The following is a 14,522-nucleotide window of genomic DNA, read 5'->3' on the forward strand; positions in this document are numbered from 1 at the left end:
ATGAAAGAAATAAGAAGAAAAAAAGAAACTATTGTGCCAGTGGTTGCGCCACTGAAACAAGATTTAAGTTTGGATCAAGATGCTGTAGCCCGTATATTTTCGTATTTGTATACCAATGGAGCCACACCCTTTATCCTAGGGACGACGGGCGAGTCGGCATCGCTCTCCAACACGTTTAAAGAGGCATATCTCAGAGCAGCCGTGGCGAATAGACCGGAGGGTGAAAAATTATATGTGGGCATTTCGTCAAATATCCTCGAGGATTCCATTTCCTTTGCCAACTTGGCGTTCGATTTAGGGGTGTCCGAGGTGGCGGCGACACTGCCAACCTATTATAAGTTGTCGGATGGACAGATGGAAAAATATTATCTGGATTTGGCTGAAGCGATTACGCCTAATTTGATTGTCTACAATATCCCGGCAACTACCCACATGTCTATACCGCTGAACCTGTTAGATCGGCTAAGCCATCATCCTAAAATTGTGGCTGTAAAGGACTCCGAGCGTAATATGGAGCGATTGGATCAGTCGCTGGAGTTATGGAGAGATCGAACAGATTTTAAGCATTATATGGGCTGGGCAGGAGCATGTGCGCATTCGTTGATTAACGGTAGCGCGGGAATTGTACCCAGTTCCGCTAATTTTGCACCGGCTATATACCGAGATATGTGCTTAGCGGTAGAACAAGGTGATTTGGAAAGTGCTTACGCTTTACAAAAGCAATCAGATGACTTAGGTGCTTTGTATCAATCCAACAAATCGTTGGGAGAATCCTTATGGGCATTGAAGCTATTGATGAAGCAGTTGGGTTTATGCGAATCCTATATGATGCCACCCTTGTATACGTTAGGAAAACAGGAAGAAGAACATATTGTGAAAGCCTATCAAACGTTGATAGCAAAAGATAACATTAAACTGAATTTAGTGAGTCATGCATAAACCAATCATTGGAATAACGATGGGGGATCCAGCGAGTATTGGCCCCGAAATCGCGTTAAAGGCGCTATTGAACCCGCGCGTGCAGGAAATCTGTCGACCTATTTTGGTAGGCGACGCATCGGTTTTTCAGCAAATCGCGTCGCAACTAGCGATCCCGATCCGTATCCGATCTATTGACGCCGTTTCTGATGCACAGTTTACATCTGGAGAGGCCGATGTCTTCGATTTGAAAAATACAGACTTGTCAAAAATAAACTTCGGCGAAATGTCGGCCGAGGCTGGAAACGCTTCTTTTGAGGCGGTGACGAAGGTGATCGACCTGGCCTTAAAAGGGGAAGTGGATGCCACGGTAACCGGGCCGATCAACAAGAAATCAGTTAACGAGGCCGGGCATCATTTCGCCGGTCATACCGAAATATACGCACATTACACAGAAACAAAGAAATATGCGATGCTCCTCGTGGAAGAAAACATGAAGGTGATCCACGTTTCTACCCATGTGTCTTTACGCCAAGCCTGTGACTTGGTGAAAAAAGATCGCATCGTCGAAGTGACGGAGTTATTGCATCAAGGGTTGATCAGCCTTGGAGAAAGCAACCTGAAGATTGGTATTGCTGGGCTGAACCCCCATGCTGGTGACTCCGGCCTATTCGGTACGGAAGACGATGAAGAAATTGTGCCGGCAGTAGAAGAAGCACGTAAACGAGGCTATGATGTAGAAGGGCCTGTTCCGGCGGACACCTTGTTTTCGAAGGCCGCTACCGGATATTATGGTGGTATCGTGGCGATGTATCACGACCAAGGTCATATTCCTTTTAAGCTCACCGGCTTTAAATGGAATGCGGAGAAGAAGCAAATGGATAGCGTGAAGGGTGTCAATATCACGATGGGTCTTCCGATCATCCGGACTTCTGTCGATCATGGTACAGCGTTTGAAATTGCCGGAAAGGGTGTCGCGAGTCCGGATGCGATGGTGTTAGCTATCGAATCTGCAGTACAGCTGGCACGGAATAAAAAGTGATTGGAAACTAGGGACTGGTAACTGGAGATGGAGACTGGAAAGGCTTCTAATCGCTAACACCTAATATTTAATCTCTAAATAAAGAATATGTCGATATTGGTAATTGCAGATGATTTGACGGGTGCTGCCGAAATTGGGGGCATCGCGTTGCGTTACGGATTATCGGTAGAAATCGTCCATACATGCGCTGTATCAACAGACAAAGACGTACAGATTCTGAATACGAATACACGTTCTTTAAAGGCAAATGAAGTGCTTGCTCATCTTAGGGCACTTTTTGCGGCCGACTTTTCGTATCGTTGGGATTGGATATACCTTAAGTTTGATTCTGCTTTACGCGGACATATCGTAGCGGAAATCTCCTTTTATCGCGAAGCCTTTCAGAAAGATAACGTGGTTTTTTGTCCGGTTAATCCCGCTTTGGGACGTGTGATCGCGAACGGTTTGTATTGGGTGGAAGGGAAACCTATCGGAGAAACAGACTTTGCACGTGATCCGGAGTTTCCGGTGCGGAAAAGCGGGGTGTTGGAGGCGATCGGAGCGGAGACATGGATGCTTGCAGAAGAAGTGCCGATAGCACCGCATAAAGATATGCCTTATACGGTTGCGGCTGTCCGAGATATGGACGATCTGAATCGGTGGGCAGCTTCTTCCACATCTTTTGGGATTTATGCGGGGGCAGCCGCATTTTTTGAGGCTTTGCTGCACTATCGCATGTCGGATTTTTCCACAACTGTGGAGGATGAACCCTTTCTAAAATCTCCTCTTCTGTATGTTTGTGGATCTAATCATGCGCACAGTATTCAACGGGTAAAAAACTTAAATACGGATGACGTAATATATTGGCGCCATATCGGAGAGGAGGAGGAATTGGCCCGGAATATATGTCAGAAAATCAATAAGAGTGGAAAAGTGGTATTTGCTGTAGAGCCTTCGCATCGCGTAGAGGCACGTATTATTCGGACATCTATGGCGCAAGTAGTAGCGTTGGTTCAACAGCATTGTGCGGTGCAGGAGTTGTTGATTGAAGGGGGTGCTACCGCAAGAGCGGTATTGGAAGCCTTACATATCGATACGCTCTGGCCGATATGGGTATACGGGCAAGGCGTGATTCGGAACGATATACCGGGAACTACATGGACAGTAACATTGAAACCGGGGAGTTATCCTTGGACTGATAAATTATGGGTATTTTAGCCCAATCGATGTAATATCGAATAATGATAGATAAACCTTATGTTAAGCATATTTGATTACGGAATAATAATAGCTGTTTTATTGATTACCTTGTACTTTGGTCTTCGATATGCTAAAAATCAAAAATCAACCGAAGCGTATTTTTCTGCTAAAGGACGTGTTCCATCTTGGGCAATCGGGATGTCACTCTTGGCGACCCTTATTAGTAGTGTTACTTTTCTAGGGTATCCCGCTGAAGGGTATGCCAACAATTGGATATTGTTAGTACAAGGGTTGATGGTGCCTATTGTACTGCTCGGTACGGTGTGGTTTATTGTGCCGCTATATCGAAAAGTGATTGGATTGAGTACCTACGAGTACTTTGAAAAGCGTTTTGGCAATTTTGCACGCTATTATAGTTCTATTGCGTTTGTCTTGCGCCAGTTCTCCGGAATGGGAACAGTTTTGTATCTCTTGGCCGTCGCCTTGTCGAGCATGACAAATATCAATACCTATTGGATTATACTGGTGGTGGGAAGTATTATCGTGATCGTCAATTTGCTGGGCGGTATTGAGGCCGTCATTTGGCTGGATGTATTTCAGGGATTCATGCTCTTCGCCAGTGGAATTCTCTGCATATTGGTCATTATTTTCTCTGTGAATGGTGGATTTCCGGAAGTGTGGCGTGTGGCATCGGAAAACGGACGAACGGGATTTGGACCGTACGATCTGGATTTTACACGATTAACTTTTGTCGTGATGGCCATCAACGGGATGTTTTATGCGATTCAAAAATACGGTACTGATCAAACGGTTATTCAGCGGTACCTGACAGCACGTTCGGATAAGTCGGCTATACGTGCTTCGTTAATGGGTATTTTGCTGACTGTACCGGTATGGTCACTTTTTATGTTTATCGGCACGGCTCTTTTCGTGTATTATACACAGCAACCGTTACCTGATGATGTGGGTCCCAATAGCGTATTCCCTTATTTTATCATGACACAGCTCCCGGTAGGTGTAGTCGGTTTTATATTAGCGGCCATGATCTCTGCAGCTATATGTAGTTTAAGTGCAGACCTCAATTCGTTGGCGGCTGTAGGTATTGAAGATTATTATAAAAAGCTTCGCCCAGAAAAGGTGGATAACGAATATTTGAGAGCGAGCAGGTGGATGGTTGCCATTGCGGGAATCCTATCGATGTTGATCGGGTTTATTTACGTAGAATTAGGTAGCGAAAGCATCCTGGGCATCATCTTTACGCTGTATGCGATATTTTCGGGAGGTATTGTAGGGGTCTTCTTATTAGGGATTTTTACCGAACGAGCGAACCGTCAGGGGATCAATATTGCGATTGTGGTATGTGTTATCTTTACGGCCTACGCATTTTTAACCAGTACAGAGATTGAATTTAGAGGAGAGTCGTTTGTCCTACTGGATCTCGGAGCGTTTAACTTTACACATAACAAAATGATGTTGGGTGTGTACAGCCACTTGGTGGTTATCGGCGTGGGATATGTCGCCAGTCTGTTCTTTCCGAAACCAGAGCTGGATCCTAATTTATACTATAAGGGATGGAAGGCAAACCGTAAATTGGATAGAGAAAGGGGGATAGAATCATGAAAAGAATCTTAGCTATTGTTGTGGTATATTTATGTTGTTCTGGCCAGTTTAGCCAGGCACAAAATTCCGATGATAAGTACCGGATACCCTTGCAAGATGTTATTGGCATGTTAGAAGAACGATACGACATCCAGATTAAATATAATGAAAGCCAGGTCAAAGATAAATGGCTGAATTACGCTAAATGGCGTTTCCGACCCGATGTAGATGAAACACTTCGAAATGTACTGAGTCCCTTAGATCTGAAAGTAAATAAAGAAGGAGAAGGGAAATACAAACTCAAGGAATATGAATATTACCGTTGGGAACCGCAGGACGGTTGGGATTATTTGGACGAGTTGGCGACGCAGTACAACGATAAGGAGAGCTGGGAACAGCGAAAACAGAAAATCCGTCCGGATTTATACAACGCCCTGAAGTTGTCGCCCATGCCGGCAGCACCGCATTCGGTGCCGTTAGTGACGAAAAAACGGACGTTTAAGAACTATACCGTAGAGAATTTCGCGCTGGAGATTATGCCCGGATTATATGTAAACGGCTCTATCTATCGGCCTTTGAAAGCAAAAGGTAAAGTCCCGTTGATGTTAAGTCCGGATGGACACTGGGGAGGTCATCGCTTCCGGAAGGATGCGCAGGTTCGCTGTGCTATGACAGCTCAAATGGGCGCTATAGCGGTTAGTTATGATCTCTTCGGTTGGGGAGAATCGACCTTGCAGTTTAAGCCCGAAGATCATCGCCGAAGCTTGTCATTAACGGTACAGACATTAGGGGCTATACGGATATTGGATTGGATGCTGCAAGACAAAAATATCGATACCGATCGCGTTGGTATTTGTGGTGGCTCCGGTGGCGGAAGCCATACCGTACTGATGACAGCCCTGGACGACCGCATTACGCTGAGCATTCCTGTTGTTTCCTTGTCTTCGTATTTCTACGGCGGCTGCCCTTGTGAAAGTGGGTTACCGATCCATATGGCTGCTGGCGGAACAAATAACGTAGAGTTGGCGGCTATGGCAGCCCCTCGGCCGCAGCTGGTGATCTCGGATGGGAAGGATTGGACGGCACACATGCCGGAGCATGATTTTCCGTATCTCCAGAAAATCTACAGCTACTATGGAAAGACCGACATGGTGGAAAACGTACACCTCCCCGAGGATGGTCACGATTTTGGTTACGCCAAACGCAAGCCGGTCTACAATTTTATCGCGAAGCATTTTAAACTCGATACCAAGGAGCTTAAAAATGCAACAGGCGATTACGACGAGTCTAGCTGTGTGATAGAAGAAGAAATAGCCTTATATGCGTTTGGGCCGAATGGGGAAAACCTGCCCTCAAACGCTATACAGGGCTATGAAAATTTAGAAAAACGCTTTAAAGATCAATAAAATGGAATCATTAAATAGACGAGCATTTATAACAACGGCTGTCCTTGGAGCGACGGCGTTGATGTTACCAAAATCGACGTGGGCGTTTGCGCTGAAAGAACAACGTTATAAAGTAGCGGTTATCGATTTGATGATCCTGAAAAGACAGAAGCTTGGAGCCGTTAAGCTGACCAGCGAAATTGGTGCGGATGGCCTCGAAGTGGATATGGGTGGATTAGGCAATCGCGATACGTTTGACAACCAGTTTTTCGATGACGCATTTCGAACAAATTACCTCAACGAATTGAAAGAATATGGTATCGAAGTAGCTTCGGTCGCGATGACCGGCTTTTACGCACAGTCTTTTGCAACGCGCCCGACATACCAACAAATGGTAGGCGATTGTCTGAAGACTTGCCAGTTGTTGGGTGCGAAGATAGCCTTTTTACCACTGGGGGTGCAGGGCGATTTAGTGCAAAATCCCGAACTGCGTCCGGCTATTGTCGAACGATTGAAGGAAGTGGGAAAAATGGCAAAAAGAGCGGGTGTTATCGTTGGAATAGAAACGGCTCTAGATGCGCAAGGAGACGTGGAGCTGTTAAAAGAGATCGGATCGAAGAATATCCAGATCTATTTTAATTTTTCCAATCCGTTAAAAGAAGGACGGGACTTAATAAAAGAACTCCAGATCCTCGGTAAGAAACGTATTTGTCAAATACACTGTACCGATGAGGACGGTGTATGGCTAGAGCATAATACACGCTTGGATATGCCCAACGTAAAAGAAGCCTTGGATAAGATGGGCTGGAAGGGCTGGTTAGTGATCGAGCGCTCCAGAGACGCGAGCTTGTCACCCCGGATGGTAAAAGAGAACTTTGGGGCCAATACCAAATATGTAAAATCTATTTTTCAAAAATAAAGGGCCTTATCGCCGTTTATAAAACTATAATTGCATGAAAACGATATGGATTGGTTTAATGGCACTTTTGTGTGCGGCTTGCGCCTCGACCTCTTTACAAGAAAGATTAGACAGCAACTTACCAAAATATGACGAAGTAGGAGCCGCTGTGATGCCGGATAGTATTGCAGCTATTCAATCGCCTTTTTTTGCGTATGACTTCAAACGTCCCTCCTTTCCCGAACGTATCGATTCACTATCCCCTGGTGAAGATGTTATCCAGAACGGTATCGATCAATTAGCATCTGCCGGTGGTGGAACATTGGTGTTGACCAAAGGGGACTACCTGTCGGGGAGAATTGAATTAAAATCAAATATCAACCTACATCTACAAGAAGGTGCTGTGATCACGTTCAAAAGTGAGATCGCAGATTTCTTGCCGGTGGTATATACGCGAAATGAGGGAATAGAATTATACTCGCTAGGAGCGTGTGTGTATGCAAACGACGCGGTGAATATCGCCATTACGGGTAAGGGAAAACTGATTGGCCCAGGGGATGGTTCTATACGCGAGCAGACGATGACACACGACGTCATCGAAAATATCGTGCGCAGCGATACACCGATAGAAGAACGTATATACGATGGTAAGACCGCAGAATTTATTTTTCCGCCAGCGATGATTGCACCCATCAACTGTAAGCAGGTTTTTATCGAAGGGCTTACGTTGGAACGCTCTGCTTTTTGGAATGTCGTGCCGACTTTTTGCGAGGATGTGATTATCCGCGGGGTGCAGGTGTATTCTAAGGGTATTCCACGCGGTGATGGGATCGATATTGAATCGTCCAAAAATGTATTGGTCGAGTATTGCAGCCTGTATACGGGCGACGATTGTATCGCGATAAAAGCGGGTAGGGGGTACGACGGACTTCGTGCAGCCAAGCCTTCAGAAAATATTGTGGTACGTTACTGTTTAGCCGGCGAAGGGCATGGTGGTATCACTTTGGGTAGCGAGACAGCGGGTATGATTAAAAATCTATACGTTCACGACTGTGCCTTTGATGGCACGGATGTGGGGATACGCTTTAAAACACGCCGTCCACGCGGTGGTGGCGGGCAAAATATAGCCTTCGAAAATATCCGGATGAATATTGGGAAATCTGCGTTGCGCTGGGATATGCTTGGAAGTGCACAACATGTGGGCGCACAGGCCAGCCGTGACTTTGCAGTGGAGGTCAATGCCCTGACACCGAAATTTTCGGATGTAACCATTAATAACGTACTCATCGAATCAGCTAGGGAGTGTATTCATGTAGAAGGAATTCCCGAATCGAGATTGGAAAATGTGACGATTTCTAACATGCACGCTACAGGAAAACGTTATTTGGCGATTAAGGATGCGGAAAATTTTGTTGTCCAGAACAGCGAGATACATTGCGACGACTGTGTGATAGATAGTGTACATGTAACGGGGTTAGTGCAGGAGAATGTGAAGTTGGCACATTAAGCGTTGTTGTTTCCCCGTATCCGGCTTAGGGTGGAAGACGTAATTCCTAAATACGAAGAAATAATTCCAAGAGGAATGCGTTTTAACACATCTGGCCGTCGGCTCATTAAATGCTGATAGCGTTTTTTTGCGTTGTACACACGGAGCTCGTTTGCTTTTTCCTCGCTTCTGATATAGTAGTGTTCTGTGAGCACACGCCCGATATAATTAAATTCGGGGAATTCACTATAAAGGCGCATCAGGGCGTCATACGACAGCACGAGCAGGGAAGTATCCTCCAAAGTTTCCAAAACTTCAAAAGAAGGTTGCCGCCCGAAGAAGCTATACACCGATATAGCAAGATCACCCTCAAAAAGTAGCCAAGACGTGCTTTCTTTCCCATGACTATCAAGATAAAAGGATCTCATTGCTCCCTGCCTAATAAAATAAATCGACTGCTGTACCTTCCCGGTGTCCAGCAACCGGTGTTTTCTTTTAAGTTGCCGCAGTTGTGTGTTTTTGATAATTGCTGCACGCAGTTCGGAACTGATGGTATGAATGCCTTCGAATAATGTAATTACAGCCTCTTGTGCAACGGCTTGCTGCGTTTCATGGTTTCTTTTGGTATTGTCTGTCATTTAATAGGAAATAAAAATTAGTCTTATAAATATAGTGATTTTTTGAAAAAAGCCAGTTTTAAAAAATCTCATTTTTTTATTTTTTGCCTTTTGTCAAAAATATTTTGACAAAAAAGGGTTTGTTTTGTGATGATTAACACATAATAAACAGCATAAATATGAAGAGAAATTTAATTTTTGTGAAAGTCCTGCTATTAAGCCTGGCGCTGGCTTCGCTACATGCTTGCCAGAAAGACTTTGTGCAGTCTTCGGAAACAGAAGTATCCGAGGAAGAATTTACTTTGGCTACGGCGAAGCAGCATTTTCGGAGTTTGGATAAAAGGCTGGCAAAGGAGAATCCGGTTTTGGCTGATCCGAAATCTTCGGAGCTAGTGTGGAGCCGCTCGTATGTCGAGCATCGTGCGCAGGTAGATTTTGCAGAGATACCGCTTGTAGCTAAACGAAAACGGGTCAAGCTCTACAACTTTCCACAGGATAGTCTGAAATACGAACCCGACCCTTCTGTTGGAGAGCTATCGGTTCAACGCTTATTATTTTACAAAGGCAAGGATGGTGAGATAATGGAACGTATCGTGACGTATATTCCTGATAAGGAATATTTGATTCGTCGTAAAATGGAGATGGGGCTAAACACGATAAAGAAGATGCAGAGCAACTTCAGTGGCTATATGGAATATCGAACATTAGAGAACCGGGTTACGAAAATTTTGAGGCTGAAAGATGGGAGAGTTGTTAGAAAATATATACCTAGGCAGTCGGTTATTGCTAAAAAGACTACTTCGAACCCATCTTCGGAGCCGATTGTTTCAAGTAGAGGCTGCCATACTACTTGTTTCCCCATATTTGATTATGTCTGTGATAGCTACGTTGTTGAGGAAGAAATTATTGTTGAATGTATCAACCAACAAGTCGGACAAGACTGCGATACTTATTGTGATCCAGACCCAGACCCAGATCCAAATCCAAATCCCAATCCAACCGATCCTGAACCGGAGTACTACGACTGCAATGGTGTACGGAACGGTTCAGCTTATACTGCTGAATGCGGCTGTATCGGTGGAAACACGGGGATTTCGGAATGTGTTGACGCGTCTATTCCAGATGATGCAGAATTGATTGGACAAGAAAATCCCGAGGTAAACCCTGAAGACTATACCGATTGTTTTGGTAATATTAGTAATACAGGCGCGAGTTTTAAGGTAACGGCTTACGTCTTAGAACCGAATCCGGGAACTAATGATTTCTTTGGCACAAATAGTGTGGGCCATGTTGCGATAGGACTTACAAAGACGGGAGGAAATGGTCAGTCCATTACCCAGGTATTGGGATTCTATCCTGAGGGGGCAAATATCTTCAAAGAATATACCGGGCCATCCAAAATCGTGGATAACGGTGACTCAGATGATCTCATGCCCTACACTATAAAAATGGACTTTGACATGGGAAACAACGCGGCTGCTTTTCAGAACATTCTAAATAAAGTAAATACGCCTCCTGCAACGTATCATGCCCTTACCAACAATTGTGTACGGTATGTCTATGAAGCTTGCCAAGCCGGAGGATTAGCCGTTCCTTTTCAGATGTCGACTATTTACATGTCAACAACGCCATTTTCTCCACCTGTTCCAGTTTCTGCCTATACCCCTGCAGGTATGGCGCAGGCCATGCGGGGTGCCATGGCGGGCGGTAATACAAATATAAGTACAGCTAATAATGTCGATGTGCCCACGAGTCACGGACCCTGTAACTGAAAAATAGATGATATCATGAAAAAGAAATATGTTCGGTTAATTGTTTGGACTTTTGTTTTTATCTTATTGGTTTGGATAACCAATTTTACGATCGTTGGGTATTTCCTGAAACGGAATTATACGTACAGCAATTACAATGGTTCTTTTAGGCATACTGAAGATAGATTAAAAGGTAAATCCTACGAAGGACGAGACAATAGATATAAAACGTTTCTTAAAAATCATCCGGAGGTGAAAGACAAACAGCTCTATCGTACATTTTGGTTGAACCCTTGGTATTTTTGGGAATGGAGAGAATGGGTAGAGCATTTTGATCGGTTCACCCTTCCTTATATTTCCGAGAATGGAATTCAGCAAAACCGTGAAACGGAAGGACTGGATACTAAGGATTAGTGACTATTAAGGAATAATATAGTACGCCGTTATTAAAGAGCTCGTACCTCTATGATTTGGATAGCTATAACTGTACAGACTATGCACTTGATGTTTTTAATAATGCCTTATCGAGTAGCAATCAGATTAGTCATACAGGTTTTACAAAACCCAATGATTTATATGATACCTTAGATACGATGTCTTCAAATAATAGTGTTATTACGAAGCATGCATCTAACAATCGTTCTCCAATAAGTACAAACTGTAACAATTAGAGTGTGAAAAAGAAAGTAATCATCTGGATTGTCGCAGTGGTAGTCGTTTCGAATCTACCGATTATTAATGGTGAAATATTACGAGGGGTGGACTCGGAATATTTCCGTTATTCAAACGCGGATGCCACATTTACGTATATTGATCACTTTGGCTTTAAATCGGGAGGATATTTTAATAAAAGAGTTAGCGAAGAAGGTATTAAGAGAGACTTGAATTCACAAGGCGATACAATCGAAATTTTCCGATTGTATCGGATCAATCCTTTATGTTTTTGGCGTTGGAGTTATTACATTATAGTCAGTAGACAATTTAGGTATAAGAGTTGGAAAGAAATCGAGCCTCGACGAGAGCCGTTTAACAAGCGTATGAATCCGTTGCAGCGTTTTTAGCCATCGAAAAGATGAAAAAGAAAACAGTGACACGCGTAATTGTTTGGGGAGTTTTCTTCTCGCTGATGGTCTGGGTGACCAATTTTACGATCGTTGGGTATTTCCTGAAACGGAATTATACGTACAGCAATTACAACGGCACCTTTCGATTTGATGAAGTTAGATTAAAGGCTTTTGGATATGATACGAGAGATAGTAGCTACGCTTATTTTCTTAGAAATAATGCGGGGATGAGAGACGAAGAGCTCTATCGTACCTTCCGACTAGACCCTTGGCGATTCTGGGAATGGCGAGATTGGGTAGAGCATTTCGATCGGTTTACATTGTCTTATATTTCCGAACGGAAGATACAACGTAACCGCGAATCGGAGGGGCTGGATAACAAGGATTAGCAATTATGTTGAGGAGCAGGATAACGATGGCAAATGAATTTTTTTACTTCTCCTGCATTTTTTGCCTTTTGTCAAAAATATTGCGGAATAAAAGGGTTTATTTTGGGATGATTAGCATATCATAAACCGTATGAATATGAAGAGAAGTTTAATTTTTGTGAAAATCCTGCTATTAGGTCCTGCACTGGCTTCGCTACATGCTTGCCAGAAGGACTTTGTGCAGTCCTCGGATACGTCTGTTTATTCAGAAAAATGAGGACGATAATATTATATATGTCTATATTAGTCATTCTAGCCCTAAACACGAATGCCCAAGAGCAATTGCAACAGCTTAAATTAAATACCCTTACTGTAGAAGAGATTAATCCCTCGACATTTGACAAGATCATCCAAGAGCAGCGTGCAAAATCGCATATATCAGTTTCAGGAAACTGGTGAGATCATTAGGATTAGTAATCATCGAAATCCGGAACTCCGCGATCATTGGGACCAAAGTGTATTGGGGTATATCGAAATGTTTACAGGAGGGGAGCATGGTTTAGACTGGGAAGAGTATGTAGAGTATGTGAATGGGAAAACTTATCGTGCTGTGATTTTTTTCAACAAACATAATGTCAACGTTGCTAACTATATTCTATATCAAGATAAGCAGAAAAAAATTGACCTTTTCATTACCTATCTTAGCGATTTGCCGGACGATGTGAAAATACGGAACATGAAAAAAATAATCACAGGTATAAAGTTTGAGTAACGGTAAATTTTGTGGATAAAATGGCGGTAAATGCTGTAACACGAAGAAGATTATGTTTATTTTTTTTATCCGCATGTTTATGTGTCAGTATCGTATTGCAAAGCAGATCCTTTATTATCGGTTTTTTCGTGGGACTTGTTTTTTTTATTTTTTTAACTGCCCAAGAAAAAAAGCAACTCAAAGGATGGCACTACGTACTCACCGCTGTCACGATGTTAAGCATATTATTAGTGCTTACTTTACTACTGAAAACAGGATCGACCTATGGGAGATTATTTATCTACAAAGTCAGTTTTCCGATGTTCTCCGAACATTGGTTGCACGGTATGGGCTTAGGAAACTTTAGATCGCAATATTTATTGTATCAGGCAGCTTATTTTGCAGAGGGTAAACAGACACAAGAAGAAATGCTGCTGGCGGATAATACCTATTATGTATTCAATGATTATTGGCAATTTTTAATCGAGGGAGGTATTACAGCAGTTTTTGTGCTTTTGTTCGCAATGTTCGGCTTAGGCTATCTTTTCTTGTCGAATAGACGAAAATACTTGAGGGGGATGCCGAATATGCTCATGCTTGCTTGGAGCCTGTTGATGGGTCTTCTATTAGTTGCCTTTTTTACACATGTATGGGAAAAAACGCTGTACAGGCTATCGATCGTTGGGCTGATCGCTATCATTCTTTATTTTAGTTTTATATGGGGTGAGAAGGTAAGTAGAAAGTCGTTTTTATTGGGAGTTGCCTCAATATTTGCTCTGGTTCTTTTTCTCGCCGACATTGATAAGCTTTTGTATCATCAGGCTTATTCAACATGGCGGAAAGCCGAGCGATATTGTTTCTCCGGTTACATGCAGGAGGGTTTGGAACTATTTGATGAGGTTTATTCTCCGTTAAAACATGATGTACTCTACTTGACAATGTATGCATATCAACATAAGAAAAATGAAAACTTTGAACAGGCATCGATCCTTTTCCGGGAAGCTGCAGCGATTAGACCCTCTAACGAGCTATATAGGCAACTTGGAATATGTTATGATAAACTCGGAGATTATGAAAAAGCAGAGAATAACTTCTTATTGGCAGTAAATATGGTGCCTAATTGATTTATTCCAAGATATGACCTCTTTTCTTTTTACAAAAATCGTGGCTTTCTGGATAAGGCTCGGGAAACAGGAACGCAAATAATGAGCTTGCCGGTCAAGGTTCCGTCGTCCAAAGTAGATCATGTTAAATCTGGAATTGCAACTTAAATTAGGAGACTTTTTTATGCTGCCATTTTTTCTTTTTCCAATAGCATCTCTTCGATCTGCTTAGGTGTTTTATACCCCAGAGCAGAATGTATTCTTTGGGTATTGTAAAATCCTTCAATGTATCCAAAGATTTCCAATTTAGCTGACTGCTGATCCATGAATTTTCTATGGTAGACCATTTCAGCTTTTAATG

Annotated in this window: 16 protein-coding genes; 14 read left to right on the plus strand and 2 right to left on the minus strand. The window is 43.1% G+C overall.

Annotated features, from left to right (window positions below; translation table 11 throughout):
- From H8B06_RS10375 to H8B06_RS10405, 7 genes are all read left to right on the plus strand, one after another.
- Nucleotides 1-939, plus strand: coding sequence for a dihydrodipicolinate synthase family protein (locus H8B06_RS10375; RefSeq protein ID WP_190994200.1), 939 nt, complete (start codon nucleotides 1-3; stop codon nucleotides 937-939).
- Nucleotides 932-1,960 carry a 4-hydroxythreonine-4-phosphate dehydrogenase PdxA gene (gene pdxA / locus H8B06_RS10380; RefSeq protein ID WP_190994201.1) on the plus strand — a complete coding sequence of 343 codons (1,029 nt, stop codon included), beginning with the start codon at nucleotides 932-934 and terminating at the stop codon, nucleotides 1,958-1,960. The genes H8B06_RS10375 and pdxA overlap by 8 nt, the downstream gene beginning before the upstream one ends.
- Nucleotides 1,961-2,047: 87 nt before the next feature.
- Nucleotides 2,048-3,157 (plus strand): four-carbon acid sugar kinase family protein, encoded by a 1,110-nt coding sequence (locus H8B06_RS10385; RefSeq protein ID WP_190994202.1) that lies wholly within the window; start codon nucleotides 2,048-2,050, stop codon nucleotides 3,155-3,157.
- Between the two features lie 39 nt (nucleotides 3,158-3,196).
- Nucleotides 3,197-4,759 carry a sodium:solute symporter gene (locus H8B06_RS10390; RefSeq protein WP_190994203.1) on the plus strand — a complete coding sequence of 521 codons (1,563 nt, stop codon included), beginning with the start codon at nucleotides 3,197-3,199 and terminating at the stop codon, nucleotides 4,757-4,759.
- Complete coding sequence (locus H8B06_RS10395; RefSeq protein WP_190994204.1) at nucleotides 4,756-6,144, plus strand: alpha/beta hydrolase family protein; 1,389 nt, start codon at nucleotides 4,756-4,758, stop codon at nucleotides 6,142-6,144. The genes H8B06_RS10390 and H8B06_RS10395 overlap by 4 nt, the downstream gene beginning before the upstream one ends.
- 1 nt (nucleotide 6,145) lies before the next feature.
- The gene (locus H8B06_RS10400) at nucleotides 6,146-7,042 is read left to right on the plus strand and encodes a sugar phosphate isomerase/epimerase family protein (protein WP_190994205.1); all 897 of its coding nucleotides are present in this window, start codon (nucleotides 6,146-6,148) and stop codon (nucleotides 7,040-7,042) included.
- Between the two features lie 34 nt (nucleotides 7,043-7,076).
- Nucleotides 7,077-8,528 (plus strand): glycoside hydrolase family 28 protein, encoded by a 1,452-nt coding sequence (locus H8B06_RS10405; protein ID WP_190994206.1) that lies wholly within the window; start codon nucleotides 7,077-7,079, stop codon nucleotides 8,526-8,528.
- On the opposite strand, the gene H8B06_RS10410 is transcribed toward H8B06_RS10405, so the two are convergent.
- Nucleotides 8,525-9,145, minus strand: coding sequence for a Crp/Fnr family transcriptional regulator (locus H8B06_RS10410; RefSeq protein ID WP_190994207.1), 621 nt, complete (start codon nucleotides 9,143-9,145; stop codon nucleotides 8,525-8,527). The genes H8B06_RS10405 and H8B06_RS10410 overlap by 4 nt on opposite strands.
- Before the next feature lie 158 nt (nucleotides 9,146-9,303).
- Between H8B06_RS10410 and H8B06_RS10415 the strand changes: the two genes are divergently transcribed.
- From H8B06_RS10415 to H8B06_RS10445, 7 genes are all read left to right on the plus strand, one after another.
- Nucleotides 9,304-10,896 carry a hypothetical protein gene (locus tag H8B06_RS10415; protein ID WP_190994208.1) on the plus strand — a complete coding sequence of 531 codons (1,593 nt, stop codon included), beginning with the start codon at nucleotides 9,304-9,306 and terminating at the stop codon, nucleotides 10,894-10,896.
- Nucleotides 10,897-10,911: 15 nt separating this feature from the next.
- Nucleotides 10,912-11,289, plus strand: coding sequence for a hypothetical protein (locus tag H8B06_RS10420; RefSeq protein ID WP_190994209.1), 378 nt, complete (start codon nucleotides 10,912-10,914; stop codon nucleotides 11,287-11,289).
- A gap of 260 nt (nucleotides 11,290-11,549) precedes the next feature.
- Entirely contained in the window at nucleotides 11,550-11,936 is a 387-nt protein-coding gene (locus H8B06_RS10425) for a hypothetical protein (protein WP_190994210.1), read from the plus strand.
- 11 nt (nucleotides 11,937-11,947) lie between these two features.
- Nucleotides 11,948-12,328 (plus strand): hypothetical protein, encoded by a 381-nt coding sequence (locus H8B06_RS10430; RefSeq protein ID WP_190994211.1) that lies wholly within the window; start codon nucleotides 11,948-11,950, stop codon nucleotides 12,326-12,328.
- Nucleotides 12,329-12,601: 273 nt separating this feature from the next.
- Nucleotides 12,602-12,766 carry a hypothetical protein gene (locus H8B06_RS10435; RefSeq protein ID WP_223857609.1) on the plus strand — a complete coding sequence of 55 codons (165 nt, stop codon included), beginning with the start codon at nucleotides 12,602-12,604 and terminating at the stop codon, nucleotides 12,764-12,766.
- Entirely contained in the window at nucleotides 12,729-13,079 is a 351-nt protein-coding gene (locus H8B06_RS10440; protein ID WP_190994213.1) for a hypothetical protein, read from the plus strand. Before H8B06_RS10435 ends, H8B06_RS10440 begins: the two co-directional genes overlap by 38 nt.
- 20 nt (nucleotides 13,080-13,099) lie before the next feature.
- The gene (locus H8B06_RS10445) at nucleotides 13,100-14,182 is read left to right on the plus strand and encodes an O-antigen ligase family protein (RefSeq protein WP_223857610.1); all 1,083 of its coding nucleotides are present in this window, start codon (nucleotides 13,100-13,102) and stop codon (nucleotides 14,180-14,182) included.
- A 161-nt stretch (nucleotides 14,183-14,343) separates the two neighbouring features.
- On the opposite strand, the gene H8B06_RS20955 is transcribed toward H8B06_RS10445, so the two are convergent.
- A complete protein-coding gene (locus tag H8B06_RS20955; protein WP_223857436.1) occupies nucleotides 14,344-14,508 on the minus strand; it encodes an IS3 family transposase in 165 nt (54 codons plus the stop codon).
- Nucleotides 14,509-14,522: the final 14 nt, after the last annotated feature.

This window comes from Sphingobacterium micropteri, from assembly GCF_014692515.1.
Taxonomy (GTDB): Bacteria; Bacteroidota; Bacteroidia; order Sphingobacteriales; family Sphingobacteriaceae; genus Sphingobacterium; species Sphingobacterium micropteri.